Genomic DNA, 25,421 nt, shown 5'->3' on the forward strand with positions numbered 1-25,421 from the left:
TTGCCTGTCTGCTGCCGGGGCTGCCGCCGCCGGGCGGGGCGGCCGCGGTGGGCCGGCCCGCCCGGTCATGTCACTGGTTGGCCAGGACCTGGTTGACCTGCGCCTCGGCGGTGGAGAGGAGCTTGTCGACGTCGGCGTCCTTGTTGGTGAGGACGCCGGACATCACGTTGTCGAGGACCTTGTAGATCTCCTGCGCCTTCGGCGGCTCGGCCTTGCCCGCGACGGGGTTGTCCATGAACGTCTTGAAGTTGGCGACCGGCATGGTGGCGTGCTCGGCGCGGGCGGCGTCGTCCTTGGTCTTGGACTCGTTCAGCCAGAAGTTGGGCTGCGGGACGCCGACCGGCAGGCCGTCCGCCTTGGCGCGCGCCCAGTCGAACTGGCCCTTGCCGACGGTGAGGTTCTTGAAGTTGAGCCAGGCGACGGCGGCCTTGATCTTGTCGCCGGAGATGCCCTGCTTGATCATGTAGTTGTTGCCGCCGGCCAGGGTGTTCTTGCCGCCGGGTATCGGGCCCATGCCGAAGTTCTCGTACTTCGCGCCGAGTTGCTGGACCATGTACGCGATGTCGTCGGGGGCGGCGAGGAACATGCCGAGCTTGTCGGTAGCGATCTGCTTCTGGAGGTCACCCCACTTCAGCAGCTGGGTCTTGCCCATGCTGTCGTCCTCCCACCGCATGGCGTGGAGGTTCTCGGCGACCTGCTTGCCCAGCTCGTTGTTGAAGGCGGCCTTCTTGCCGCTCGCGTCCACGATGTCACCGCCGAGGCTGTACATCTGCGCGGTGAAGTGCCAGCCGCCCGTGTTGCCCGCGCTGTACTCGCCGAAGCCGGCCGTGCCCTTGCCGAGGCCGGCGATCTTCTTGGCCGCGGCGCGGACCTCCTCCCAGGTGCGCGGCGGGCTGTCGGGGTCGAGGCCGGCCTGCTCGAAGAGCTTGCGGTTGATCAGCAGGCCCATCGTGTAGTTGCTGGTGGGCAGTCCGTAGAGCTTGTCGTCGTGCTTGAGCGAGCCGAGGACGTTCGGGTCGATGTCCTTCAGCGCCGGCACGGACTTGTCGTTGACGTACGCGGTGATGTCGGCGGCGCCGTCGTTGTCGAGCACCTGCGCCAGGTCGGTGAAGTAGGTGTAGAACACGTCCGGCTGGGACTTGGCCTTGAGCATGGCCGTGAAACGCGGCGGCTCCAGGCACTGGCCCGGGGTGGAGCGGCCCTCGATGGTGACGTTCGGATAGGTCTTGTTGAACTCGGCGACGTCCTCCTTCCACTCCTTCAGTTCCGCCGCCTTCGCCGCCGGAGGCATGCAGTCGATGGTGATCGTCACCTTCGTCTTCGGGTCCAGCGGGGCGGACGGATCGGACGAACCGCTCCCCTCGGAACCGCCGTCGTTGTTGTCGCTGCTGCTCGTGCCGCAGGCGGCGAGGGCGGTCAGCGTGAGGGCAGAGACGAGGGCGACCGCGCCGGCGCGGCGGGTACGGCGGAACCGGGCACTTCTCATGGTGGACCCCTTCGGGCATGAACGTGGAGGTCGCCCCACCACCGGTCGGCTGATGCGTTGTGGGGCGGGCCACACTCAACCACCCCCGACAAGTGAACGCAAGATATCGCGCCAATTTCGTAATTGCTCGACAAAGGAGTGTCAGAGCCAGTGCGGATCACTCTGAGCAGCCAACCGACCCTCGCAAGGTCCGCACCAGCCCAGGGCCGGCGGCCGGAAGGACGGTCCGTGCGAAGTCGGTCCGCGCGAGGGCATGCCGACAGCCGGCTGCCCCTTTCATGGGGCGGCCGGTGATCGTGCCGGACCGCTCAGGCGGGGTACGCGTGCGTCTGCGCCGCCTTCACCGTCGCCCAGACCGTGCCACCGGGGCGGAGCTCCAGTTCGGCGGCGGCGACGGTGGTGAGGTCGGCGGCGAGAGGCAGTTCGCCGGTGAGGGCGGCCCGGATCTGGTCGCCGTGGGTCTCCAGGCCGGCGACCTCGCAACGCCAGAGGTTGCGGGCGCTGGAACCGGCGGGACGTTCGCGGTGGAGGGTGACCGCGCTGGGCGGGAAGGCGACGAAGACCGGGCCGGTGAGCTCCTCGGTCGTGGTGATCGCGGTTCCGTCGTCGACCTGGACCGCGTGCCCTTCGGCCTGCCCCCGGTAGAGGTTGAGGCCCACCAGGTGGGCGATGTAGTCGGTGCGCGGGTGACGGGCGATGTCCGCGGGGGTGCCCTCCTGGACGACGTGGCCGTTCTCGACGACGACGAGGTGGTCGGCCAGGACCATCGCGTCCAGCGGGTCGTGCGTGACCAGTACGGCGACCGCCTCGAAGCCGGCCAGATGGCGGCGGAGTTGGGCGCGGACGTCGAGGCGGGTGCGGGCGTCGAGGGCGGCGAGCGGCTCGTCCAGCAGCAGCAGGCGCGGCTGCGTGGCCAGGGCACGGGCGAGCGCGACGCGCTGGGCCTGGCCGCCGGAGAGACGGCGGGGCTTGGCGGACGCATGCGCGGCCAGGCCCATACGGTCCAGCAGAACGGCGGCCTGCGCGCGGGCCTCCGCCTTGGTGGCGCCCTGGCAGCGCGGCCCGAAGGCCACGTTGTCGAGCGCGGTGAGGTGGGGGAAGAGCAGGTAGTCCTGGAAGACGACCCCGACCGGACGGGATTCGGGCGGCGTACGTTCCAACTCGGCGCCGTCCAGGCGGAGATGGCCGCCGGTGAGCGGGACGAGGCCGGCGAGTGCGCGCAGCGCGGTCGTCTTGCCGGCACCGTTGGGACCGAGGAGTGCGACCACGTCACCGGGCGCCGCGGTCAGCGCCACGTCGAGCCGGAAGGCGCCGCGCTCGACCACGAGCCGGGCGTCGAGCCCCGTACCGGCAGGGGCGGGGGCGTCGGCGGCGGCGTGCGAGGTGGTCTTCTCGGTGTCGGTCATGAGGCGGTCATCCAGCGGTCACGCAGTCCCGCCAGCACCGCGATCGACACGGCGAGCAGGACCAGGCTGAGGGCGATGGCCGCCTCCGGGTCGCTCTGGAGCGCGAGGTAGACGGCCAGCGGCATGGTCTGGGTACGGCCGGGGAAGTTGCCGGCGAAGGTGATCGTCGCGCCGAACTCGCCGAGCGCCCTGGCCCAGGCGAGCACGGCGCCCGCCGCGATGCCGGGGGCGATCAGGGGCAGGGTGACGCGGCGGAACGCCGTGAAGCGGGAGGCGCCCAGTGTCGTGGCGGCCTCCTCGTAACGCGGGTCGGCGGCGCGCAGGGTGCCCTCCACGCTGATGACGAGGAACGGCATCGCGACGAACGCCTCGGCGACCACGACCCCTGCGGTGGTGAAGGGCAGCGTGAGCCCGAACCAGTCGTCCAGCCACCGTCCCACGACCCCGTTGCGGCCGAGCGCCATCAGCAGCGCGACGCCGCCCACCACGGGAGGCAGGACGAGCGGCAGTGTCACCAGGGCACGGACCAGCCCGCGTCCCGGGAACTCGACCCGGGCCAGCAGCCAGGCCAGCGGCACCCCGATCACCAGGCTCACCGCGGTCGCCGCGGTCGCGCAGACCAGGGACAACTGGAGGGCCTGCCACACCTCGGGGCTGGTGAGCAGGTCCGGCATGCTCCGCCAGGGGGCCCTGATCAGCAGGGCGAGGAGCGGCAGGGCAAGGAACGCCAGGCCGATCAGCGCGGGCAGCAGAAGGGGCAACGGCGCGCCCCGGCCGACGCGGGCGCGACGGCGCCGCGGACCACCGGTCAGGGGGTCCGCGGCGTCGGCCTTGCCCAGGGAGGAACCGGTCACGGCTCGAGGAACCCGGCCTCGATCAGGACCTTCTGGCCCTCGGCGGACTGCACCAGCTCGATGAACGCCTCGGCGGCCTCGGTGTTCTGCGAGCTCTTCAGCAGCGTGATCGGGTAGTCGTTGACGGCGTCGGCCGATTCGGGGAAGTCCACGCCCTCCACCTTGTCACCCGCCGCACGCACATCGGTCTTGTACACGACCGCCGCGTCGGCCTCCTTGAGCACCACCTTGTTGAGGGCGGACTTGACGTCCTCCTCGTAGGACACCGGCGTGAGCTTCAGCTCGCCGGCGTCCAGGGCCTTCCGCGCGGCGGAGCCGCACGGCACCGCCTCGTCGCACAGCACGACCTTCAGCTTCGGGTCGGTGAGGTCTTCGAGGGAGGAGATCTTGTCCGGGTTGCCCGGCAGGGTGGCGATCTCCAGCTGGTTGCGGACGAAGGTGGCGGGCGTGCCGGAGGCGTCCCCCGCGTCCGTGACGATCTTCATCGTCCTCGGGCTGGCCGAGGCGAACACGTCGGCCGGGGCGCCGCCGGTGATGCTCGCGGCCAGCGCGTCGCTGCCGCCGAAGCTGAACGTCACCTTCGTGCCCGGATGCTGCTTCTCGAACTCCTTGCCCAGCGTCGTGAAGCTCTCCTTCAGCGAGGCGGCGGCGAACACGGTCACCTCACCGGACACCTTGCCGGAGGCGTCGGCCGACGTGGCGGAGTCCGACGTGGCCGACGCGGAGTCGCCGGAGGACGAGCAGGCACTCAGGGCCAGCAGCGCGGTGGCACCTGCGCCGGTCACCTGCAGCACCCGCCGGGTCCGGCGCACGGAACGGGTCATCACGGGTCCACTCCCTATGGTCCTGACGCACTCAGCCACGGTCGGTTGGTGTGCATACGCTGATGATACTGACGCATATGCGAGGCGAAAGTCCCCTGTCACTTCGCATGAGCCGCGTTCTGTCTCAGTTGGCATGGCATGTGCGTTTGTACGGGACGCGAGTTCGGGTACGGTCTCGCCGCAGGTGGCAGCCCGTGAGCCGGCCCCTCGCAGCGCCCGGCTGACGATGCCCGACCTGCTCCGCACTGTCGCTGTGGCAGCCTCCGGCGTCAGGCCTCGAGGTCGGCCTTCCTGCGCGCTCGATAGGCGGCCACGTTGTTCCTGTTGCCGCAGATCTCGTAGGAGTGCCACCGCTGGGTGCGGCTACGGGTGGTGTCGTAGAAGGCGTCGCCGCAGCGTTCGTTCGCGCAGACGCGGATGCGCGGCCAGGTGCCGTCTTCGACGAGTTCCGCCACCGCGAGAGTGATGCCGCCGACCACGGGGTCACCGGCCACCTGGCGCATCCGTACCGTCCCGGGCGCCGAGAAGTCCTGCCGCAGCGTGACCGAGGCGGCGCGGTCGGTGAGATCCGCCCAGCCGTCCGCCGCCTCGGCGGCGTCCTGCGCGGTGACAAGGCGCAGCAGGATCTCGCGCAGCGCGCGGACCTCCGCGACGCGCTCCGGTGACGGCGGATCGGCGCCGGGCTGACCGAACGGGCGCAGGACGGCGCCCGCCGTCCGAGGAGTCCCGAGCACGTCCGGAAGGGGGTGCGCGGTCCGGTGCGAGCGGGAATTCAGCAGGTTCACGACCGCCTCGGCCACAGCGGGGACCTGCCGCGCGGGCCGCGAACCTCGGCTTCTGGTCACCTCCCCACCGTAACGCACAGGGTCTATCCGAAAAAGGGGATTACATTGGCGGCCGCGTGCGTTGGAACGTAAGCAACTAAGCATGTTCGCCCATTACATTTCTCACGCGCTCCTCCGAAGAGAGACCCACGTGTACTCCAAGCTCCCGGCGAGGCGGATGCCGCGCCAGGTCGGCTTCTGGCTGCTGGCCGTCACCCTGCTGTCGATCCTGGCCGCGTCCGCCGCCCCTTCCCCGCTCTACGTCGTCTACCAGGACCGCTGGGGCTTCTCGCCGACCGTGCTCACCGCGATCTTCGCGATCTACGTCGTCGCCCTGCTGGTCGCGCTGCTGACCGTCGGCGGGCTCTCCGACCACATCGGCAGGCGGCCCGTGCTCGCCGCCGCGCTGGTCATGGAGGCGGCGTCCATGGTCGTGTTCCTCACCGCCGACGGTGTCGGGCCGTTGCTGATCGCGCGGACCCTGCAAGGCCTCGCGACCGGCGCCGCGACCGGTGCCCTCAGCGCCGGGCTGCTGGACCTCCAGCCGTCGCCCACCTCGACACTGGGCCCGCTGCTGAACAGCCTCGCCCCCGCCTCCGGCCTGGCCGCCGGGGCGCTGGGCACCGGGCTGCTGGTGCAGTACGCCCCCGCTCCGACCACGCTGGTCTTCGCCCTGTTCACCGCGCTCTTCGTGCTGCTCGCCGGGGCGGTGTTCCTGCTGCCCGAGCCGGTCACGCCGCGCCCGGGCGCCTGGGCCTCGCTGCGGCCGCGGGTGTCCGTGCCGCCCGAGGCCCGCGGAACCTTCCTGGCGGCGGTGCCCGCCCTGATCGCCACCTGGGCGCTGGGCGGCCTCTACCTCGCGCTGGGCCCCTCGCTGACCACGGAGGGCCTGCACGTGGACAACCATCTGGTCGGCGGCCTGGTGGTGACGACCCTCTTCGGCGCGGGTGCCGCCGCCTCCCTGGTGGTGCGCGGCGCGGCGCCGCGGCGGGTGATCGCCGCCGGGTCCGTGGCGCTCGCCATCGGGACCGCTCTCACCCTGCTCGCCCTCGCCGCGTCGTCGACGCCCTTGTTCTTCTTCGCCACCGCCCTCGCCGGCGCAGGCTTCGGCAGCACCTTCCTCAGCGCTTTCCGCTCGCTCGCGGCACTGGCCGGCCCCAAGGACCGGGCGAAGCTGATCGCCGCGGTCTACGTCGTCAGCTACCTGGCCCTGAGCGTGCCCGCCGTGCTCGCGGGACTCGCGGTTCCCTCGCTCGGCCTGACCACCACGACGACGATCTACGGCGCCGGGGTCGTCGTGCTCGCCCTGCTGGCCACCGCGTCCATGTCACTCGTCCGCAAGCCGCCCGCCACGCCCTTGGTGGCAGTGGCCTCCTCGGCGGACCGGGACGTCGCGCGCGGCCAGGCCGAGGTCGCCGTGCGGACCGCGAAGTCAGGATCGCGGTCCCGCAGCTGATCGCGCCCAGGCGACCGACGCGTCCATGGCCCTGCTGGACGCTGGACGCCGAGGGTACGGCGGCCGGGTGGACGCGGGCCGCCCGGCCGCAAAGGTCGGGCGGCCCCGTGATGCCCCGTCAAGTGGGAGCGGCGGGGCGCCTTCGACAGGCGTGCGTGAGGCAAAAGGCTCTGGCGCGCCAGGACTTCTGTCAACCCTCCGACCCCGCCCCGGCTCCACTTTCTATTAAATTAGGAATTAATATTGACAGGGTTCCGGCCGCGCGCCACAGTCTTCGCCGTGACGCCGCCGACCCCCAGACGGCGCCCGGCAGGGTGGCGCGGCCGACGTGACCTCCCGCCGAGTCGACGGCCATGCCCACCGGACCTAGTTCAAATAAATTAGTAATTATTCTTGACGTGGCGGGAGTGCCACGCGAACCTGGATCAGCGCGAGAGGGGCCGGGCCCCCTGACGGCCGAAGTCCGACTCGCGCGGATCCGCAAGGAGTTCTCCATGACCAACCCCCAGACCAGCCGACGCCGGTTCCTGGCCGGACTCGGCGCCGCCGGGACGACGGCGCTGCTCAGCGGCTGTGTCACCTCCACCTCCTCGGGCAAGAGCTCCTCCTCCGAAGGCGCGGTGACCCTCCAGTCCAACCTCTCCGCCCCGCAGGCCAAGGACGCGATGGAGGATCTCGTCGCCGCGTACGGGAAGAAGGGGTCCGGGCGCGCCAGCCTCAACACCGTCGCCGCGGAGACCTTCCGCACCCAGCTGCCGACGTACCTCACCTCCGCCAACCCGCCGGACGTGTACACCTGGTACCCCGGCTCGGTCGCGGAAGCGTACGCCAAGAAGGACCTGCTGCTCGACCTCGGCGAGGTCTGGGAGTCACCGGACCTGAAGAAGTACTCCAAGGCCCTGAACAGCCTGTGCACGGCGAGCTCCGGCAAGAAGGTGTTCGTGCCCACCACCTACTACTGGTGGGGCATGTTCTACCGGAAGTCCCACTTCGCCAAGTGGGGCGTGAGCGAGCCGCAGAGCTGGGACGACTTCCTCGACCTGTGCGACAAGCTCAAGAGCAAGGGTGTCGACCCCATCGGGCTCGGCGCGGGCGGCAACACGCCCTGGGTGGCCTCGGCGTGGTTCGACTACCTCAACATCCGTATCAACGGCGCCGACTACCACCGCAAGCTGCTCGCCGGTGAGCACCGCTTCGACGACCCCGAGGTCCGCAGGGTCTTCGACCGCTGGCAGGAGGTGCATCCGTACTTCGATCCGAACGGCACCGCCGTCGCCTTCCAGGACGCCACGACCTCCCTGCTCAACGGACGTAGCGGCATGATGCTGATCGGCACCTTCTTCGCCGACGCCGCGCCCAAGGAAGCCCTCGACGACATCGACTTCTTCCGGTTCCCCGTCATCGACCCGAAGGTCCCGCTGGCCGAGGAGGCCCCCACCGACGGCTACTTCGCCAGCGCCCGCACGGGCCGCGGCGACCAGGTCGTCGACCTGCTGCGCTACCTCGCCACCGCCGAGGCCCAGGAGATCTACATCAAGGGATCGTCGGGCACCGCGCTGCCGACCCACCCGGACGCGAAGGACGCCGGCACCGCCCTGGTGAAGAAGGGCCGCGCCCACGTGGCGGAGGCCACCGAGATCACCCAGTTCTTCAACCGGGACTCCAGCGACGCCCTCCAGCCCACGGCCGACACCGCGCTGACCAAGTTCCTGGCCCAGCCCAAGTCCGTCGGCGGCATCCTCACCGACTGGCAGCGCGACGCCGAGAAGATCTGGCGGGGCTGACGTGGCCGTCCTGACCGCCCCGGAACGCAAGGCCCCGGCCCGGCAGCCGCACCGTGCCGGGCGGGGCCGGGGCCCCCGCCGTACCCCTCCGCTGGTGCTCGTGTTCGTCCTCGTCCCGCTGCTGGCGGAGGCGCTCTGGGTGTTCTGGCCGGCCCTTCAGGGCTTCTACCTCTCCCTCACCCGCTGGGACGGCGTCTCCACCCCGCAGTTCGTCGGACTGGACAACTTCCAGGAGATGGCGGGCGACGAGGTCTTCCTCGGCGCGGCCGGCAACACCGTGCTGTGGCTGGTGCTGTTCGGCGGCCTGTCCGCACTGCTCGGCCTGGCCACCGCGCTGCTGCTCCAACAGGAGCGGCGCGGCGTCGGCTTCTACCGCGCCGCCCTGTTCCTGCCCGTCGTCTTCTCCCTGGTCGCCACCGCCCTGGTGTGGCAGGCGATCTACCAGCCCGACGGCGTCCTGAACCAACTCCTGGAATCCGTCGGCCTCGGCAGCCTGCGCCACGCCTGGCTCGCCGACCAGGACACCGCGCTGTACGCGGTGATCGTGCCCGCGCTGTGGCGGCAGATCGGCTACGTCATGGTCCTGTACCTGGCCGGCCTGAAGGGCATCGACCCGGCCCTCTACGAGGCGGCGAAGGTCGACGGCGCCTCGGCCTGGCAGCGCTTCCGCCATGTCACCCTGCCGCAACTGCGTGGCGTCAACGCCGTCGTCCTGTCCGTCATCATCATCGACTCCCTGCGCTCCTTCGACGTCGTGTGGGCACTGACCCGCGGCGGCCCCTACCACTCGTCCGAGCTGCTGAGCACCTACATGTACTCGACCGCCTTCCAGTCCCTGCGCCTGGGCTACGGCTCCGCCCTGGCCGTCGTCATCTTCGTCCTGGCCTTCGGCGTCATCTGCTCCTACCTCGTCCGCGCGTTCCGGGAGGCCGACTGATGGCCCTCTTTTCCGCGGCACCGCGCCGCAAGCAACGAGCCGCGACCGCGGCGTTCCACGTGGGGGCCGGTTCACTGGCCGTCCTGTGGCTGCTGCCCATCGCGCTCGTCCTGGTGACCAGCCTGCGTTCCTTCGACGACATCGCCGCGCACGGCCTGGGCAGCTGGCCCCGTTCCTTCACCCTCGCCAACTACGGTCAGGCCTGGGTCGACGGCGGCCAGCAGCGTGCCCTGATCAACAGCCTGGTCGTCTCCGTGCCCTGCGTCCTGGTGACGCTGGCCCTGGCCGCGATGGCCGCGTTCGGCCTCAGCCGCTACGAACTGCCCTTCCGGCGTTCGCTGTTGCTGCTCATGCTCGCCGGCAACCTCCTCCCTCCGCAGATCCTGCTCATCCCGGTCTCGAAGCTCAGCGAGCTGTTGGGGGTCTACGACACCCTGCCCGCCCTCATCGGGGTGCAGATCGGTTTCGGCGTCGGCTTCTACGTCTTCGTCCTGCACGGCTTCATGCGTGGCATACCGCCCGAGATCCAGCAGGCGGCAGTCGTCGACGGCGCGGGTCCCTGGCAGATCTTCTGGCGCATCATCCTGCCCCTGACACGCCCCGCGCTGGCCGCGCTGAGCGCGCTGTCGTTCACGTGGATCTTCAACGACCTGCTGTGGGCGATCACCGTGCTGCGCAGCGACACCAAGATGCCGATCACGGCGGCACTGATCGGGCTCCAGGGACAGTACGTGTCGATGTGGAACGTGATCGCCGCCGGTTCGGTCATCGCGGCCGCGCCCACCGTGGCGGTTTTCCTGCGGTTCCAGCGGCACTTCGTGGCCGGCCTCAATCTGGGAGCGGTGAAGTGACAGACACCCGGCGCTGGACCCTGCGCACGGAGAACACCAGCTACACGGTCCGCCTCTCCCCCGACGGCCCGTGGGCAGAACTCGACGCCTGGGGCCCCCTCGGCGTCGAGGACGGCCCCTCCGCCCTCGACTGGTCGCACCGCACGCACTTCATCACGCCTGCGGACGCCGCGCCGGCCGAGTACGTCCCCCACGGCCTGCGCCCGTTCACCGGCGCCGACCTCGTGGCCTCACGTCCGGGCGCCGAACGCGGTGTGTGGTGGGAGTTCGCGTCGGCGGAGGAAGTGGACGGGACCCTGCGCCTCGCCTTCGCCGACGACGTCCTGGGCCTGCGCACCGTCCTGTGCTACGAGTCCGTGCCCGGAACGGACGTGGTCCTGCGCTGGACCGAACTGACCTGCACCGGCGACGAGGAACTGCGCCTGGAACGGGTCGACTCGGCCGGGGTGAACATCCCCGTCACCGGCACCGCACGGCTGACCTATCTCACCGGCCAGTGGTCGCAGGAGTTCCAGCGCACCCAGCTCGACCTGCCGAGGGGCACCTTCACCATGGGCAGCGTCCAGGGCGTCCCCGGACACGCCTACGCGCCCTGGCTCGCGGTGCAGGACGGGACGTCGGAGGCGGCCTACGGCCTCGCCCTTCAGTGGCCGGGCAACTGGCACATGACCGCGGAGGCCGAGCCGGGCGGCGCCGTCCGTGTCCGCGCCGGGCGGGTCCCGCACGAGGGCGCCGTGTTCCTGGCCCCCGGCGAGACCCTCGCCACCCCGCGGCTCGCCTGCGCCTTCAGCCCCGACGGACTCGACGGACTCGCCCGCGTCTGGCACCGCTACGAACGCCACCTCACCGGCGAGCGCCTCGACCGTCCCCGCAAGGTCCTCTACAACTCCTGGGAGGCCACCGGGTTCGACGTCGACGCGGCAGGGCAGCTGGAGCTGGCCGAGGTCGCCGCCGACATCGGGGCCGAGCTGTTCGTCGTGGACGACGGCTGGTTCACCGGCCGCGGCGACGACACGGGCGGCCTGGGCGACTGGTACCCGGACCCGGCCGCGTTCCCGCACGGCTTCGGCCGGTTCGTCGACGACGTCCGGGCGCTGGGGCTGGACTTCGGCCTGTGGGTCGAGCCCGAGGCCGTCAGCCCGGCCAGCCGTCTGTACGCCGAACATCCTGAGTGGGTGTACCGGATCGACGACCGCCCGGCCCGGCTGGTCCGCAACCAGCTCCTGCTCGACCTCGGCCGCGCGGACGTCCAGGACTTCGTGATCGCGACGCTCGACCGGCTGCTCACCGAGCATCCCGTCAGCTACCTCAAGTGGGACATGAACCGCCCGCCCACCGAGCGCGGCCGTCCCGGCACCGGACACGCCGACCACCTCGATCTGGACGCCCGGCACGTCGCCGGATATCTCCGGGTCCTGGACCATCTGCGCGCCGCCCACCCCGACGTCACCGTCGAGGGCTGCGCCGGCGGCGGTGGCCGCATCGAGCACGCCACGATCGCGCGCACCGACGTCGTCTGGCCCAGCGACAACACCGCCCCGCTGGACCGGCTGGCGATCCAGCACGGCTTCCTGCACGCCCACGCCCCGCACGTCATGAGTTCCTGGGTCACCGACGCCCCCGGCGTCTTCGACCCGCGCCCGCGCAGCCTCGCCTTCCGCTTCGTCAACGCCATGTGCGGCGTCCTCGGCATCGGCGCCGACCTGCGCGCCTGGACGCCGGAACAGCGTGCCGAGGCCGCCCGGTGGATCGCCCGGTACAAGGACGTACGTGATGTCGTCCACCGAGGCGAGGTCCACCTCCTGGGCAGCCCGGCTGACCCCACCTTCGGGGTGCAGTACGACGCTCCCGAGGCGGGCCGCACGGTCGTCGCCGCGCTCAGCACGGGACGTCTCGACGGGGCTCCCCTCGTGCCCGGCCGCCCCGCGCGGCTGCGGCTGCGAGGGCTCCAGCCGACGGCGCGCTACCGGGACGCCGCGGCGGAACGGACGTACAGCGGAGCTCATCTGCTGCACCATGGGCTGCCCTTCGCCTGGAGCGCCGCCCACGATGCCGAGCTGGTGGTGCTGACCCGGCTGTGAGCCCGTACGACATATGTTTCCAGGACGACCGACCAGTCGTTCCGCGCCCGCGAAGGAGTCCAGCCCCCATGACGGACCAGCCCGCACCACGGCCCGGTGCCCGCTTCACCGGGCGTACGGCCGTGATCACCGGGGCGGCCTCCGGGATCGGAGCCGCCACGGCCGAACGCCTCGCCGAGGAGGGCGCGGCGGTCGTGCTCGCCGACATCGCCGAGGAGCAGGGCGAGGCCGTCGCCGAGCGGATCGCCAAGGCCGGCGGCCGGGCCCGGTTCGTACCGGCCGACGTCTCCGCGGAGGACGACTGGACGCGGGTAGCCGCTGCCGCGCACGAGTTCGGTCCCGTCGACCTCCTCGTCAGCAACGCCTACACGGTCGAGGTGACACCGGCGCACGCCATGTCCCTCACCTCGTGGCAGCGGCAGCTCGCCGTCAACCTCACCGGCAGCTTCCTCGGCGTCCGGGCGATGCTGCCCGACCTGCGGGACCGCAGGGGGGCCGTGGTCCTGACCTCGTCCGTCCACGCGCACCGGGGCATCCCCGGCCATCCCGCCTACGCCGCCACCAAGGGCGCCCTGCTGTCCCTGTGCGGCCAGTTGGCCGTCGAGTACGGGCCCGAGGTGCGCGTCAACGCCGTGGTACCGGGTCCGATCCTGACCGCCGCCTGGGACAGGGTGACGCCCGAGGACCGGGAGCGCAGTGTCGCCGAGACGGCCGCCCGCCGCTTCGGCACCCCCGAGGAGGTTGCCGCGGCCATCGCCTTCCTCGGCGCCGACGAGGCCTCGTACATCACCGGGACGTCGCTCGTGGTGGACGGCGGCTGGAGCGTCGTGAAGGCCTCCGCATGATCCCGTGCCTCCTCGCGAGCTCCTCTCCCGCGCCCCCCTCAGCAGAAAGGCTGTAGACGATGACGCCCTATGCCCGCCGCGGCGTGCATGGCCAGACCGTGGAAGTGCTCGCCCGCCGCATCCTCGGCGGTGAGATCCCCGAGGGCAGCACGCTGGACCTGGTGGCGCTCCAGAGCGAGTTGGACGTGAGCCTGACCGCCCTGCGCGAGTCACTGAAGGTGCTGGCCGCCAAGGGGATGGTCGACGCCCGCCAACGGCGCGGTACCTTCGTCCGCCCCCGCGCCGAGTGGAACCTGCTCGACGCCGACGTGCTGCGCTGGCAGTTCGAGGGCGGCCGCACCACCGACGCCGACCAGTTCCTGCTGCGCAACCTCGCCGAGGTGCGCGCCATCATCGAACCGGCCGCCGTGCGCCTGGCCGCCGAGCGCCGCACCGATGCCGATCTGGCCGCCCTGGACGGCGCGCTGGCGGCGATGGAGGAGGAGAACTCCGACGCCGCCCACGCCGTCGACGCCGACCTCGCCTTCCACCGCGCCCTGCTCGCCGCCACCCACAACGAGCTTCTCGAACGCATGGAGATGGTGATCGAGTCCGGCCTGGCCCACCGCGACCGCATCGTGCACAGCTCGCCGCACAGCGGGGACCCGGTCCCGGCGCACCGCGCCGTACTGGACGCCGTCCGCGACCGTGACCCGCGCGCCGCCGAGGCCGCGATGCGCGCCCTGCTCGACCAGGCGGGCCGCGATCTGGACCGGGTCGGCACCACCGACGACGAGACGCAGGACAAGACGGAAGGCGCCCGCCCTCAGTGAAGATCACCCGTATCGAGACCTTCCTCGTCCCGCCGCGCTGGCTGTTCTGCCGCGTCGAGACCGACGAGGGCGTGGTCGGCTGGGGCGAACCCGTCGTGGAAGGACGCGCCGAGGTCGTCCGGGCCGCCGTCGACGTCCTGGCCGAATACCTCGTCGGGCAGGACCCCCTGCGCATCCAGGACCACTGGCAGGTGCTGACCAAGGGCGGCTTCTACCGCGGCGGCCCCGTCCTCTCCAGCGCCGTCGCGGGGCTTGACCAGGCCTTGTGGGACATCGCCGGGAAGACCTACGGCGCCCCCGTGCACGCCCTCCTCGGCGGGCCGGTGCGCGACCGGGTCCGGGTCTACGCCTGGATCGGCGGCGACGAACCCGCCCAGATCACCGAGCAGGCGGCGGCCCAGGCCGAGGCGGGCTTCACCGCGGTGAAGATGAACGCGGCCGGAGCCACGGCGCCGGTCACCACCGTCGCCGAGACGGCCGCGGTCGTCGCCCGTGTCGCCGCCGCCCGCGAGGCGCTCGGCCCGGACCGTGACGTCGCGGTCGACTTCCACGGCCGCTTCACCGCGGCCGGCGCCCGTCGCGTGCTGACCGAACTCGCGCCTCTGCACCCTCTGTTCGTGGAGGAGCCCGTCCTCCCCGAACAGGGCCATCTGCTGCCCGGCCTGGTCGCCGCGAGCCCCATCCCGCTCGCCACCGGCGAACGGCTCTACGGACGCGCCGAGTTCCTCCCCGTGCTCGCCGCCGGTGTCGCCGTCGCCCAGCCCGACCTGTCGCACGCCGGCGGGATAACCGAGGTGCACCGCATCGCCTCGCTCGCCGAGACCTATGGCGCCCAGCTCGCCCCGCACTGCCCGCTCGGCCCGATAGCCCTGGCGGCCAGCCTCCAGATCGCGTTCGTCACCCCGAACTTCCTGATCCAGGAACAGAGCCGGGGCATCCACTACAACAAGGACGCCGACCTGCTGTCCTACCTGGTGGACACGGAGCCGTTCCGCTTCGTCGACGGCCACGCCCTCCGCCACGACGCCCCGGGGCTCGGCATCACCGTCGACGAGGACGCCGTACGCGCCGCGGACCGCACCGGTCACGCCTGGCGCAACCCGGTGTGGCGGCACCCCGACGGCTCCTTCGCGGAGTGGTGAGCGTGCCGCTGGAGGTCGTCACCGACCTTGCGCACGGCGGCCGTTGGACGTCCCTGCGCTCGGGCGGGCGCGAATGGCTGTGGCGGCGCGAGACGCCCGGGCGGGAGGACGTCGCGCCGGGCGACCCGTTCGTGGACGCGGGCGGACTGGAGGAGTGCGTCCCCACCGTCCGCGGCACGCCCGACCACGGCGACGCCTGGTCGCGGGCCTGGACGCGCGAGGCGGACCGGGACGTGGTCCACGCCGACCGCTTCACGCTGACCCGCCGCATCCGCGCCACCGCCGACGGGGCCGAGGCCGACTACGTGCTGACGGCCGACGCCGGCTTCCGCTTCCTATGGGCCGCCCACGCCCTGCTCGACCTCTCCGAGCGGGCGAGCGTGCACCTCCCCCGCGCGGCGCGGACCCGGCTGTTCCCCGAGGCGGCCCCGCTGCTGGACGGGCCGTGGCCGAAGGGCGCCGCGTGGGTCGAGGGCGACTGGCCGGCCCCCCGCGGGCTACGCATGGACACGCTCGGCCCGGACGACGGCACCGCCGTCGGAGCCGTCGTGGACGCTTCCCGGTGCTGTGTCCACGACGGCCCGGACCATCTGTCCCTGGCCCTCGAAGCCGACGGCCAGCCGACATCCGTCGCCCTGTGGCGCAACCTGGGCGGCTTCCCGGCCCCACACCCCTACCGGAGCACGGGAGTCGAACCCCTGCTCGGCCGGGTATTCGACCTCGCCGAGGCAGGCCCCGGTGACGCCGCCCGTGTCCCCGAATCCGGTGAGGTGCGATGGCGGCTGACGCTGAGCGCGCACTGCCGCTGTCCCTGAACCGGCCCCCGGGAAACCAAACCGTGTGGCCCCCCTTGCGAGAACGAGAAGGAGCCCCTCCATGGATCTTCGAGCGGCCCTGGCCGCCCACCGCCTGGTCGCGATCGTCCGCGGCTCGGATCCCGACGCCGCGCTGCGCACCGTCCTGGCCCTGGCCGAGGAGGGTGTCGAGCTGATCGAGGTGTCCCTGAGCGGCAAGGACGCCCTGTCCGTGATCGAGCGGGCCCGCGAAGCGCTCGGCACCGACCGCCCCCTCGGTGCCGGGACCGTCCTGACCGCCGACGACGCCCGTGCCGCGCACCGGGCCGGCGCCCGCTGGGCCGTCACGCCCGCGGTCGGCGAAGGCGTCGGCGCGGCGCACGCGCTCGGCATGCCGGTGCTGGCGGGGGTGATGACCCCGACCGAGATCCTGGCCGCACGCACGCTGGGCGCCACGGCGCTGAAGGTCTTCCCGGCCGCCCAGGCCGGCGGCCCCGCCTATCTCCACGCCCTGCGGGGCCCGTTCCCGCACGAGCTGTTCGTGCCGGTGGGAGGCGTCGACGAGGCGGCCGCCGAGGCCTATCTGGCCGCCGGAGCGACCGCCGTCGGGGTCGGCTCACCCCTGATCGGCGACGCCGCCGACGGCGGCAGCCTCACCGCGCTGCGTGAACGCGCCCGCGCCTTCCTCACCGTCGTACAGAAAGCCACGCCGTGACCGACGTCGAAGCCCTCCGCCCCGACCGCCTGGAACTCGGTGAGGGCATCCGCTGGACGGACCGTGGAGTCGTCCTCGTGGACATCCTCGCGGGCCGCCTGCTCACCGCCACCGGCAGCCCCGCGGACCCCCTGCGGCAACTGGCCCGACTGCCCGTTCCCCTCGGCGCGGTGGCACCCGTGGCCGGCACTGCCGACACCTGGATCGCCGCCGCGGGCACCGGGATGTGCCTGCTCGCTTCCGACGGATCGACGCACTGGCTGGCACAGCCCGAGGCGGACGCGGCCCGGCCCATGCGCATGAACGACGGCACCGCCGACCCGCTCGGCCGCTTCTGGGCGGGCAGCATGGCGTACGACGCCGACGAGGGACGCGGTTCCCTGTACCGGGTCGACGACGACGGCACGGTGACCCGTGTCCTCGACGGCATCACGGTGCCCAACGGACCGGCGTTCACGGCGGACGGCGAGGTCATGTACCTGGCCGACAGCGCGCGGGGGGTCATCAGGCGCCACGCCGTAGACCCGGCCACCGGTGGCCTGGGAACACCCGAGGTCTTCGTGACCGTCGACGAGGGCAGCCCCGACGGCATGGTGGTGGACGCCGAGGGCGCGGTGTGGGTCGCCGTGTGGGGCACGGGAACCGTACGCCGGTACCGAGCGGACGGCCGCCTCGACCGCGTACTCCGTCTGCCCGCGCGCCAGCCCGCCGGCGTGTGCCTGGTGAAGGACGTGCTGCACATCACGACCGCGCACGTGGGGCTCGCCGCGCCCGGTCCTCATGACGGCGCCGTGTTCACCGCCCGGGTGGACGTGCCGGGCCGGCCCGCGGACGCCTACCGCCACCGGCCTCCGCTGCCGGCCCCGAGGGAGGCGTCGTGAAGAGCGCATGGCGGCCGGCCGAGGGACGGGTCGTCTGCATCGGGGAGACCATGGCCGCCCTGGCTCCCGGCCCGTCCCAGTCGTTGGAGACCGCCGAGAACGTGCGGGTGTCGGTGGCCGGCGCGGAGTCGAACGTCGCGATGTACCTGGCCGATCTGGGTGTCCCCGTCTCGTGGCTCTCCGCGCTGGGTGACGACGCGCTGGGGCGGCGGGTGCACGCCGCGGTCGGCGCGGCGGGCGTCGACGTCGGTGGCGTGCGCCTCGACCCGCGACGGCCCACGGGCCTTCTGGTGAAGGACCCCGCCGGACCCCGTACCCGCGTCCACTACTACCGGGGCGACTCGGCGGCCTCGGCCCTGGGCCCCGACGTCCTGGACGACGACAGCCTGAGGTCCGCCTCCCTCGTGCATCTCACGGGCATCACCCCGGCGTTGTCCTCGTCCTGCCGGGACCTGGTGGACCGGGCGCTCGCCATGCCGCCGGGCGAGCGGGCCCACGCCCTCAGCTTCGACGTCAACCACCGCCCGGCGCTGTGGCCGCCCGGAACGGCCGCCGGGGTACTCCGCGACCTGGCCGACCGCGCCGACATCGTCTTCGTCGGGCTCGACGAGGCACAGGAGCTGTGGGGCGCCGCCCTGGAACCTGCGGGCGTACGGGAGTTGCTGCCGCACCCCCGGCTGCTGGTCGTCAAGGACGGCGGCCGTGCGGCCACCGCCTTCGGTGACGACGGCGTGTGCACCGTGCCCGCGCTGCGCACGGAGGTGGTGGAGGTCGTCGGCGCCGGTGACGCGTTCGCCGCCGGGTTCCTCGCCGGGCTCGTGGGCGACGGGGACGTGGAGCGGGCGCTGCGTCTCGGACACATCACGGCGGCGTCGGCCCTTCAAGTGACCGGCGACCACGGCCCGTTGCCGGACGACGCCCGGATCGGCCGGCTTCTCGGCCTCTCCGCGGACGAGTGGGCGACGAAGGCGGCGGCGACCTCCTGAGCCGGGGTCGTGGACGGGGCGGGACGTGGGGGCGCGCGTCGCCCTCACCGGGCGGTCGCTCAGCCCCCCGCACCTCGGCCGGTGGCCTCGGCGGATCCCGCGTCGATCCCGATGAGGAAGGCCGTGAGCACCCGGCGCAGGCGCGGTTCCACCTCGACGACGGCGTGACCCAGCCGGGGGTCGGTCGCGTAGAGCTCCCTCAGACGTGGGCCGGGGGTGGCCATCTGCCACAGCGCCCCGGCCATGCTGGTCGCCGTGGCGATCAGGTCGACGTTCTGCAACTCGGTCAGCCCGAGCAGCCGCCGCAGTTCGTCGCCGATCAGCTCGACCTCCTTGAGTGTCACGAGCTTGAAGGCGCGCACCGAGTCGATCGAGACATTGCGTTCCAGGTTCAAGGGCGCCTGCGCCAGCAGGTCGCAGAACATCGGTCGCGCCGCCAGCGTGGCGGCGACGGCCTCGGCGACCTCCGCGGCCGTGGCGTGAGCCCGCCGTTCGAGATCGCCGCGAAGGTCGGCGGACCACTCCCGCCAGCCTTCCGCGGTGAGCCTGAGGAAGATCTGCTCCCTCGTCTCGAAATAGCGCAGCAGGGCCGACTTGTGCATCCCGACGGCCGTGGCGATGTCGGTGAGGGTGACGTCCCGGATGCCGCGTCGGCCGCCGAGTGAGCGGGCGGCGTCCAGGATCGCGTCCTCTCGAGCCTGCTTGGCCTCGGCACTGCGCGCACGCTGGAAAGCAGGCGTAGTCATGCGAGACATCATAGGAACACTTACGGCAACGGTGTTGCGTAATTTAGAGAACAGTGTTGCACTAAGAGCATGAGTCAACAGGTCTGGTTCATCACCGGTTCGTCCCGCGGCCTCGGCCGTGCCCTCGTCGCCGCCGCCCTGGAGGCCGGCGATCGCGTCGTGGCCACCGCCCGCCGCCCCGAAGCCCTCGCCGAGGCATTCCAGGAGTACGGCGACCGCATCTGTCCACTCGCGCTGGACGTCACCCACCCGGAGGCCGCGCGCGAGGCCGTCGACGCGGCGCTCGCACGCTTCGGACGCATCGACGTCCTTGTGAACAACGCCGGGTACGCGAACGTGTCGCCCATCGAGACATCGGACGACGACGACTTCCGCGCCCAGTTCGAGACGAACTTCTGGGGCGTCTACCACGTCACCAAGGCAGCACTCCCCACCCTGCGCCGGCAGGGCGCCGGCACCGTCGTGCAGATCTCGTCGATCGGCGGGCGCGTCGGCGGATCGCCCGGCATCGCCTCCTACCAGGCGGCCAAGTTCGCGGTCGACGGCTTCAGCCGGGCCCTCGCCACGGAGACCGCACCGTTCGGCGTGCGTGTCATGGTCGTCGAGCCGAGCGGCTTCGCCACGGACTGGGCGGGTTCCTCGATGACGGTCCATCCGATCCCCGACGCCTACGACGAGACGGTCGGGGCGATGAACCGGCGGGTGCGCCAGAGCACGGACGGGGTGGCCGGGGACCCTCGGCGCGCCGCCGAGATCATCGTACGAACCGTCCAGCGGGGCCAGGTCCCCACGCATCTGCTGCTGGGCACGAACGCGGCGACGATGGCAATGGACCACTCCCGTCGCCAGCTCTCCGAGGCGGCGGAATGGGAGAAGGTCAGCCGCTCGGCCGACTTCGGGGAGCCGTACCCCGCCCAGCTGCCGCCTGAGGAGACAGCCGACTAGGGATCACCAGGAGGGCACCTCCGCCACCGGGCCGTCGTTCCAAATGGGCCCCCGCGCGCCTCATCGCCCACCTGGCCGGGTCACTCCCCGGCCAGGGGCAGACGAGGCGCGCGTCGGTATGTGTCGCGGTCGAGCGAGGCGAAGCGGTCCGAGTGAGGGAAACCTTCCCAGCGTGCGGCGATCGTGGCCTCTCCGGCCGGATCGGCGGCCACCAGATCTCGATGAGCCCGCGCCAGGCATGCGGGGCGCGGCCGGCGTGAGGGGCGCCGCTGCCGAGTCGGGGCGGGCCGGGCAAGTGCACGTGAACGCGCCGTTCGCCTCGCGGGACGTGCTGGGCTCCCGGTAGGGTCGCGATGCCGCCACGACACGCGGCGTGGCTCTCGCGCACCGCCGCGCGGGCACGGGACAGCCCCGGCGACCTCGCCGTCCGGCGGACGTGCGCAGCGGGCACGGGACCGATGCGGCTCAACCGATCAGAGGTGCGCATGTCAGGACGGTTCGAAACGACGGTCGAGATCGATCGGCCTGTCCAGGCGGTGTTCGACTACCTCGCCGACGGACGCAACGATCCGCAGTTCAGCCCCCGGGTGCTCAGGATCGAGCGGGTTCCCGACGCGCCCACCGGTGTGGGTACGGTCTTCCGGAGCACGGTCAAGGATGCCGGGATGAAGACCGCCAGGGAGTTCCGCATCACCGAACTCGAAGCCCCGGTGCGGATCCGCTGGGCCGAGGTGTCGAAGAACAGCGTGACGGCACGCGAGGGTGGCTACGACCTGGAGCCGCTGGACGGCGGAAGGACCCGGGTCCGTCTCCACAACGTCCTGGAAGGCCACGGCCTGGGCAAGCTCCTCGTCGGGCTGGCCCTCGCGGCCGCCCGCAAGGACGCGCCCGGCTTCGGCGCCCGGATCAAGGCGGCGGCGGAAGCGGCGATCGTCCAGCCCTGACGCCGGTCCCGAGCAGACCGTGATGTCCGCGTCCCCTTCCAAGCCGGACCCGGAGCCCGGCGGGCGGCGGTCCCTGGCGCCGCTGATGGCGGTGTGCGCCGGGTACTTCATGGTGATCCTGGATGTCACGATCATCAACGTGGCCGTCCCGGTGGTGGGCCGGGACCTGTCCGCCTCACTCACCGGCATTCAGTGGATCACGGACGGATACACCCTGGTCCTCGCCGGGTTCCTGATGACCGGTGGGGCGCTGGGCGACCGGTTGGGCAACCGCCGGGTCTTCTGCTGGGGCGTGGTGGTGTTCACGCTCTCCTCGGCCGCGTGCGCGTCCGCCCCGAGCGCGTCGTTCCTGGTGGTGGCCCGGCTGGTGGAGGGGCTGGGGGCGGCACTGATCGTGCCCGGTTCCCTGGCCCTGCTCCAGCAGACCTACCCGGCGCCGGCCGCACGGTCGCGGGCGTTCGGGCTGTGGGGCTCGATGGCGGGCATCGCGGCCTCCGCGGGCCCCCTGCTGGGTGGGCTGCTGGTCTCCACGGTCGGCTGGCGCTGGGTCTTCCTCATCAACCTCCCGGTCGGCGTGGCCTGCCTGGCGCTGACCCTGCGCCACGTCAAGCCCTCGCCCCGGCAGGCGACTCGCGCACTGGACTGGCCGGCCCAGTGCCTGGTCGTGGCGGCGGTGGCCCTGCTGACCGGCGCGCTGAACGAGGCAGGACGCCGCGGCTGGGCGGATCCCCTGGTGATCGCCGGTCTGAGCCTTGCCGTGGTGGCCGCCGCAGGGTTCGTCGTGCGGGAGTGGCTGGCCCGCTCCCCCGCCCTCGCGCTGCGCATGCTGCGCTCACGTGCGCTGAGCGGCGCGGCCGTCATCGGCCTGCTGTTCAACTTCGGCTTCTACGGCATGCTGTTCACCGCCAGCCTGTGGTTCCAGCACCAGCGCGGCATGAGCGCCCTCGCCACCGGGATCGCGCTGTTCCCGGCGGTGGCGATGACCATGTTCTCCTCCGTCCTGTCCGGGCGGCTGACCCGGCGCACGGGTGATCGTCCGCTGGTGGTCTCCGGCATGCTGGTGGCCGGGCTGGGACTGGTCGGCTGGGCGGCGGCGGGTACGGATCCCGCCTACTGGCTGCTGGTGGCCCCCATGATGGCCGCGGGCTTCGGCACCTCGTTCGCCCTCACCGGCTCGACCGCCACCGTGATGGATGCGGCACCCGCGGCGTACGCGGGAGCCGCGTCCGGCCTGTTCAACACCACCCGTCAGATCGGCAGCGCGACGGGGGTGGCCCTGGGAGGCAGCCTGCTCGCCACCGGCGCCGGCTACGGCAACGGGCTGCGCACGAGCATGGCCATCGGGGCCTTCGCCTACCTGGCGGCCGCGGCTCTCGCGTGGTGGTGCGTGCCGAAGAGGCGTGAGGCGGCGTGAGGCGGCGTCCGTCACAGGACAGGTGCCTGTCCGGTCATAGCCATTGACATTTCGGCCCCCGGTCGCATGCCGGCAGCCCCGCCAGGCAAGGAACAGCGCGATGAACACGAACAGCTCCAGCAGGGTCACCTTCAGCGATCAGATGAGCTCGTCCGAGATGTCCGAGTCGGCCATCGCGCTCTTCGACGAGCCGGGGACGGTGGTGGCATGGACGCAGGCCGCCGAGCGGCTCGTCGGCCACTCCGCGGACGACGTGGTGGGGCGTCCTGCCGCGCTGGTGCTGCCGTCCTTCGGGGAAACACCGACGACCTCGGCCTTCGTCGAGCGGTGCCGGGCCGAGAACGGCTGGCCGGGCACGTCGGCGGTGCTCCATCGCGACGGTCGCCTCCTCGCCGCCGGCCTGCGGATGTCGAAGGTACGGACGATCGAGGGGACGACCCGGTGGCTCGCCTCCGTGACCGACATCGGCACGCTGTCCAGGGAAGTGGTGAACGGGCCCGTCAGAGCAGTCCTTCTCACCCGCGCTCCGATCGGTGTCACGGTGCGGGACATGGATCTGCGGTGCATCGGCGTGAACGACGCGATGCAGGCCCACGACGGCATCCCCCCGAGCCATCGGCTCGGGCGTCGCCTCCCCGACGTCCTGCCCGGCGTCAAGGCGGAAGCGCTGGAGGAGGTGATGTGGCAGGTACTGAAAAGCGGCACGACCAAGGTCCACGAGTACCGGACATGGCTTCCCACGAGTGTGGGCCCCGAGCACCCCTTCGCGGTGTCGTTCTCCTGTCTGCAGGGCGCCGACGGCCAACCGTCGGGTGTCTGCGTCACCAGCGTCGATGTCACCGAACGCCGGCAGGCGCGTGAACGCCTGGCCATCCTCAACCAGGTCGGCACCCGACTCGGCAGGACCCTGGACGTCATGCAGACCAGTCAGGAACTGGCGGACCTCGCCGTACCGCTGCTCGCCGACTTCGTCGCCGTGGACCTTGAGCAGTGGGTCCCGTTCGGCGAGGGGCCGGCGGTCCGCTTCGGCCCTTCGGGCGAGCGCCTGCCCGTTCTCCGGCGTGCCGGTCTGGCCTCGATCCATCAGGGAGTCCCGGAATCCGCGTGGATGCGCGGTCAGCCGGTCACCCTTCCGCCGGACTCCCCCTTCAGCGCTGTGCTGGACACCGGCAGGCCCCACCTGGAACCCATTCTCGACACCGCTCCAGGCACATGGACCAGCCACGATCATCTGCGGACGCACAAGATCCATGAGCACGGCATGCACTCCGTGATGGTCGTACCCATCCGCGGGCGGCGGGCCCTGCTCGGCATGGCGGTGTTCGTCCGCACGAAGGATCCGGTTCCGTTCCAGGAGGCCGATCTTCTCCTGGCCGAGGAGCTCGTCAGCCGCGCCGCTGTGTCGCTGGACAACGCGCTCCGCTACGCCCGCGAGCACACCGCGGCCCTGGCACTGCAACGCAATCTGCTGCCGCACCGTCTCAGGGGCGGTTCGGCGGTCGAGACCGCCTCGCGCTATCTGCCCGCCGACATCGACCACGGGGTGGGGGGTGACTGGTTCGACGTGATCCCGCTGTCCGGCGCCCGCGTCGCCCTCGTCGTCGGCGACGTGGTCGGACACGGCATCAACGCCGCCGCGACCATGGGCAGGCTGCGCACCGCGGTGCGCACGCTCGCCGACATGGACCTGCCCCCCGAGGAACTGCTCACCCACCTCGACGACACGGTCCAGCGACTGGTCGAGGAGGACGCCGAAGCCCCGGACCAGGCGTCCACAGTGGCCGGCGCCACCTGTCTGTACGCCGTCTACGACCCCGTCACCCGCCGGTGCACCATGGCGTCCGCAGGTCACCCGCCGCCCGCCGTCGTCGACCCGTCGGGCCATGTCACCTTCCCCGCCCTTCCCACCGGAGCCCCGCTCGGCGTCGGCCTGGGCACCCCCATGGAGGCCGTGGAGCTCGAACTGCCCGAGCGCAGTCTGCTCGCCCTCTACACCGACGGCCTGATCGAGTGCCGCGGCCAGGACATCGATGACGGAATGCGGCGACTGGGCGCCGCTCTCACGCGGCCGTACCAGTCGCTGGAAGAGCTCTGCACCCGCGCGATGGAGCCCTTCTCGGATCAGGCGGCGTCCGACGACGTCACCCTGCTCCTCGTCCGCACCCGCGCACTCGCCCCGAGCCAGGTCGCCTCGTGGACGCTGCCCAGCGACAACACCGCTGCCCACCGCGCCCGGAAGCTGACAGCCGGTCAACTCGCCGAATGGGGCGTGGAGGGCGTCGAGGACGCCACCAAACTGATCGTCAGCGAACTGGTCACCAACGCCGTCCGCCACGGAAGCGGCCCGATACAGCTGCGCCTGATCAGGCACCAGGTCCTCAGCTGCGAGGTGTTCGACACCGACGGCTGCTCCCCGCGTCATCGCAGAGCACACATCGACGACGAGCGCGGCCGAGGCCTGTTCCTGGTCTCCCAGCTGTCCCGCAGATGGGGCTACCGCCCGACACCGGGCGGCAAGATCGTCTGGGCCGAGCAGAGCTTGCCCCCGCGCGGCACGGCGCTCCCGTCCGAGGACCAACCGGAAGCCACAACGGCCGCCTAGGTGTTGTGTTCCGGGAGGTTGTGGACGGGTGAGCGAGGTCTCGGTTGAGGGATCTTGAACAGGTGAGGGCCTTCCGGTTCGGTGTGGATTGC

At 71.9% G+C, this 25,421-nt stretch carries 22 protein-coding genes; 16 read left to right on the forward strand and 6 right to left on the reverse strand.

The window, feature by feature from the left end:
* Window positions 1-70: 70 nt before the first annotated feature.
* From ACFV6X_RS30340 to ACFV6X_RS30360, 5 genes are all read right to left on the reverse strand, one after another.
* On the reverse strand, window positions 71-1,486 hold the full coding sequence (locus tag ACFV6X_RS30340) for an extracellular solute-binding protein (RefSeq protein ID WP_385388886.1): 1,416 nt from the start codon (window positions 1,484-1,486) through the stop codon (window positions 71-73).
* 308 nt (window positions 1,487-1,794) lie between these two features.
* Window positions 1,795-2,892, reverse strand: a complete 1,098-nt coding sequence (locus tag ACFV6X_RS30345; protein ID WP_385388889.1) for an ABC transporter ATP-binding protein — start codon at window positions 2,890-2,892, stop codon at window positions 1,795-1,797.
* Window positions 2,889-3,746 carry a molybdate ABC transporter permease subunit gene (gene modB / locus ACFV6X_RS30350; RefSeq protein ID WP_385388892.1) on the reverse strand — a complete coding sequence of 286 codons (858 nt, stop codon included), beginning with the start codon at window positions 3,744-3,746 and terminating at the stop codon, window positions 2,889-2,891. Before modB ends, ACFV6X_RS30345 begins: the two co-directional genes overlap by 4 nt.
* The gene (gene modA / locus ACFV6X_RS30355) at window positions 3,743-4,570 is read right to left on the reverse strand and encodes a molybdate ABC transporter substrate-binding protein (RefSeq protein WP_385388894.1); all 828 of its coding nucleotides are present in this window, start codon (window positions 4,568-4,570) and stop codon (window positions 3,743-3,745) included. The genes modB and modA overlap by 4 nt, the downstream gene beginning before the upstream one ends.
* Window positions 4,571-4,839: 269 nt before the next feature.
* On the reverse strand, window positions 4,840-5,415 hold the full coding sequence (locus ACFV6X_RS30360; RefSeq protein ID WP_385388897.1) for a CGNR zinc finger domain-containing protein: 576 nt from the start codon (window positions 5,413-5,415) through the stop codon (window positions 4,840-4,842).
* Between the two features lie 130 nt (window positions 5,416-5,545).
* Between ACFV6X_RS30360 and ACFV6X_RS30365 the strand changes: the two genes are divergently transcribed.
* The 12 genes from ACFV6X_RS30365 to ACFV6X_RS30420 all read left to right on the forward strand — a co-directional run bounded on the left by ACFV6X_RS30365 (window position 5,546) and on the right by ACFV6X_RS30420 (window position 18,678).
* A complete protein-coding gene (locus tag ACFV6X_RS30365; protein ID WP_385388900.1) occupies window positions 5,546-6,850 on the forward strand; it encodes an MFS transporter in 1,305 nt (434 codons plus the stop codon).
* A 494-nt stretch (window positions 6,851-7,344) separates the two neighbouring features.
* The gene (locus ACFV6X_RS30370) at window positions 7,345-8,634 is read left to right on the forward strand and encodes an ABC transporter substrate-binding protein (protein ID WP_385388903.1); all 1,290 of its coding nucleotides are present in this window, start codon (window positions 7,345-7,347) and stop codon (window positions 8,632-8,634) included.
* 1 nt (window position 8,635) lies between these two features.
* Window positions 8,636-9,571, forward strand: coding sequence for a sugar ABC transporter permease (locus ACFV6X_RS30375; protein WP_365449453.1), 936 nt, complete (start codon window positions 8,636-8,638; stop codon window positions 9,569-9,571).
* On the forward strand, window positions 9,571-10,422 hold the full coding sequence (locus ACFV6X_RS30380; RefSeq protein ID WP_385388906.1) for a carbohydrate ABC transporter permease: 852 nt from the start codon (window positions 9,571-9,573) through the stop codon (window positions 10,420-10,422). The genes ACFV6X_RS30375 and ACFV6X_RS30380 overlap by 1 nt, the downstream gene beginning before the upstream one ends.
* Window positions 10,419-12,503, forward strand: a complete 2,085-nt coding sequence (locus tag ACFV6X_RS30385; RefSeq protein ID WP_385388909.1) for an alpha-galactosidase — start codon at window positions 10,419-10,421, stop codon at window positions 12,501-12,503. The genes ACFV6X_RS30380 and ACFV6X_RS30385 overlap by 4 nt, the downstream gene beginning before the upstream one ends.
* Before the next feature lie 68 nt (window positions 12,504-12,571).
* Window positions 12,572-13,348: an SDR family NAD(P)-dependent oxidoreductase gene (locus ACFV6X_RS30390; RefSeq protein ID WP_385388912.1), complete on the forward strand. Its 777-nt coding sequence runs from the start codon at window positions 12,572-12,574 to the stop codon at window positions 13,346-13,348.
* Between the two features lie 59 nt (window positions 13,349-13,407).
* Window positions 13,408-14,160, forward strand: coding sequence for a FadR/GntR family transcriptional regulator (locus ACFV6X_RS30395; RefSeq protein WP_385388915.1), 753 nt, complete (start codon window positions 13,408-13,410; stop codon window positions 14,158-14,160).
* Window positions 14,157-15,302, forward strand: a complete 1,146-nt coding sequence (gene dgoD, locus ACFV6X_RS30400) for a galactonate dehydratase (RefSeq protein WP_385388918.1) — start codon at window positions 14,157-14,159, stop codon at window positions 15,300-15,302. The genes ACFV6X_RS30395 and dgoD overlap by 4 nt, the downstream gene beginning before the upstream one ends.
* Window positions 15,299-16,117 (forward strand): hypothetical protein, encoded by an 819-nt coding sequence (locus tag ACFV6X_RS30405; RefSeq protein WP_385388920.1) that lies wholly within the window; start codon window positions 15,299-15,301, stop codon window positions 16,115-16,117. The genes dgoD and ACFV6X_RS30405 overlap by 4 nt, the downstream gene beginning before the upstream one ends.
* A gap of 61 nt (window positions 16,118-16,178) precedes the next feature.
* Window positions 16,179-16,811, forward strand: a complete 633-nt coding sequence (locus ACFV6X_RS30410; protein WP_385388923.1) for a bifunctional 4-hydroxy-2-oxoglutarate aldolase/2-dehydro-3-deoxy-phosphogluconate aldolase — start codon at window positions 16,179-16,181, stop codon at window positions 16,809-16,811.
* The gene (locus ACFV6X_RS30415) at window positions 16,808-17,692 is read left to right on the forward strand and encodes an SMP-30/gluconolactonase/LRE family protein (protein WP_385388925.1); all 885 of its coding nucleotides are present in this window, start codon (window positions 16,808-16,810) and stop codon (window positions 17,690-17,692) included. The genes ACFV6X_RS30410 and ACFV6X_RS30415 overlap by 4 nt, the downstream gene beginning before the upstream one ends.
* Window positions 17,689-18,678, forward strand: coding sequence for a sugar kinase (locus ACFV6X_RS30420; RefSeq protein ID WP_385388927.1), 990 nt, complete (start codon window positions 17,689-17,691; stop codon window positions 18,676-18,678). The genes ACFV6X_RS30415 and ACFV6X_RS30420 overlap by 4 nt, the downstream gene beginning before the upstream one ends.
* Before the next feature lie 59 nt (window positions 18,679-18,737).
* Here the strand turns inward: ACFV6X_RS30420 and ACFV6X_RS30425 are convergent, their stop codons facing one another.
* Complete coding sequence (locus tag ACFV6X_RS30425) at window positions 18,738-19,424, reverse strand: TetR/AcrR family transcriptional regulator (RefSeq protein WP_385388930.1); 687 nt, start codon at window positions 19,422-19,424, stop codon at window positions 18,738-18,740.
* Between the two features lie 69 nt (window positions 19,425-19,493).
* Between ACFV6X_RS30425 and ACFV6X_RS30430 the strand changes: the two genes are divergently transcribed.
* From ACFV6X_RS30430 to ACFV6X_RS30445, 4 genes are all read left to right on the forward strand, one after another.
* Entirely contained in the window at window positions 19,494-20,369 is an 876-nt protein-coding gene (locus tag ACFV6X_RS30430) for an SDR family NAD(P)-dependent oxidoreductase (protein WP_385388932.1), read from the forward strand.
* Between the two features lie 485 nt (window positions 20,370-20,854).
* The gene (locus ACFV6X_RS30435; protein WP_385388934.1) at window positions 20,855-21,313 is read left to right on the forward strand and encodes an SRPBCC family protein; all 459 of its coding nucleotides are present in this window, start codon (window positions 20,855-20,857) and stop codon (window positions 21,311-21,313) included.
* Window positions 21,314-21,335: 22 nt separating this feature from the next.
* Window positions 21,336-22,727 carry an MFS transporter gene (locus ACFV6X_RS30440; protein ID WP_385388937.1) on the forward strand — a complete coding sequence of 464 codons (1,392 nt, stop codon included), beginning with the start codon at window positions 21,336-21,338 and terminating at the stop codon, window positions 22,725-22,727.
* 100 nt (window positions 22,728-22,827) lie between these two features.
* Window positions 22,828-25,329, forward strand: coding sequence for a SpoIIE family protein phosphatase (locus ACFV6X_RS30445; protein WP_385388940.1), 2,502 nt, complete (start codon window positions 22,828-22,830; stop codon window positions 25,327-25,329).
* The last annotated feature ends 92 nt before the right edge of the window (window positions 25,330-25,421 follow it).

It is taken from the genome of Streptomyces sp. NPDC059861, assembly GCF_042731435.1.
In the GTDB taxonomy this organism is placed as follows: domain Bacteria; phylum Actinomycetota; class Actinomycetes; order Streptomycetales; family Streptomycetaceae; genus Streptomyces.

What these genes read in the sequence shown, in the direction of transcription:
- modA (WP_385388894.1), bottom strand. Translation starts at nt 4,570, where the DNA reads ATGACCCGTTCCGTGCGCCGGACCCGGCGGGTGCTGCAGGTGACCGGC.
- ACFV6X_RS30380 (WP_385388906.1), top strand. Translation starts at nt 9,571, where the DNA reads ATGGCCCTCTTTTCCGCGGCACCGCGCCGCAAGCAACGAGCCGCGACC.
- ACFV6X_RS30390 (WP_385388912.1), top strand. Translation starts at nt 12,572, where the DNA reads ATGACGGACCAGCCCGCACCACGGCCCGGTGCCCGCTTCACCGGGCGT.
- ACFV6X_RS30410 (WP_385388923.1), top strand. Translation starts at nt 16,179, where the DNA reads ATGGATCTTCGAGCGGCCCTGGCCGCCCACCGCCTGGTCGCGATCGTC.
- ACFV6X_RS30430 (WP_385388932.1), top strand. Translation starts at nt 19,494, where the DNA reads ATGAGTCAACAGGTCTGGTTCATCACCGGTTCGTCCCGCGGCCTCGGC.
- ACFV6X_RS30340 (WP_385388886.1), bottom strand. Translation starts at nt 1,486, where the DNA reads ATGAGAAGTGCCCGGTTCCGCCGTACCCGCCGCGCCGGCGCGGTCGCC.
- ACFV6X_RS30445 (WP_385388940.1), top strand. Translation starts at nt 22,828, where the DNA reads ATGAACACGAACAGCTCCAGCAGGGTCACCTTCAGCGATCAGATGAGC.
- ACFV6X_RS30370 (WP_385388903.1), top strand. Translation starts at nt 7,345, where the DNA reads ATGACCAACCCCCAGACCAGCCGACGCCGGTTCCTGGCCGGACTCGGC.
- ACFV6X_RS30435 (WP_385388934.1), top strand. Translation starts at nt 20,855, where the DNA reads ATGTCAGGACGGTTCGAAACGACGGTCGAGATCGATCGGCCTGTCCAG.
- ACFV6X_RS30440 (WP_385388937.1), top strand. Translation starts at nt 21,336, where the DNA reads ATGTCCGCGTCCCCTTCCAAGCCGGACCCGGAGCCCGGCGGGCGGCGG.
- ACFV6X_RS30345 (WP_385388889.1), bottom strand. Translation starts at nt 2,892, where the DNA reads ATGACCGACACCGAGAAGACCACCTCGCACGCCGCCGCCGACGCCCCC.
- ACFV6X_RS30425 (WP_385388930.1), bottom strand. Translation starts at nt 19,424, where the DNA reads ATGACTACGCCTGCTTTCCAGCGTGCGCGCAGTGCCGAGGCCAAGCAG.
- ACFV6X_RS30395 (WP_385388915.1), top strand. Translation starts at nt 13,408, where the DNA reads ATGACGCCCTATGCCCGCCGCGGCGTGCATGGCCAGACCGTGGAAGTG.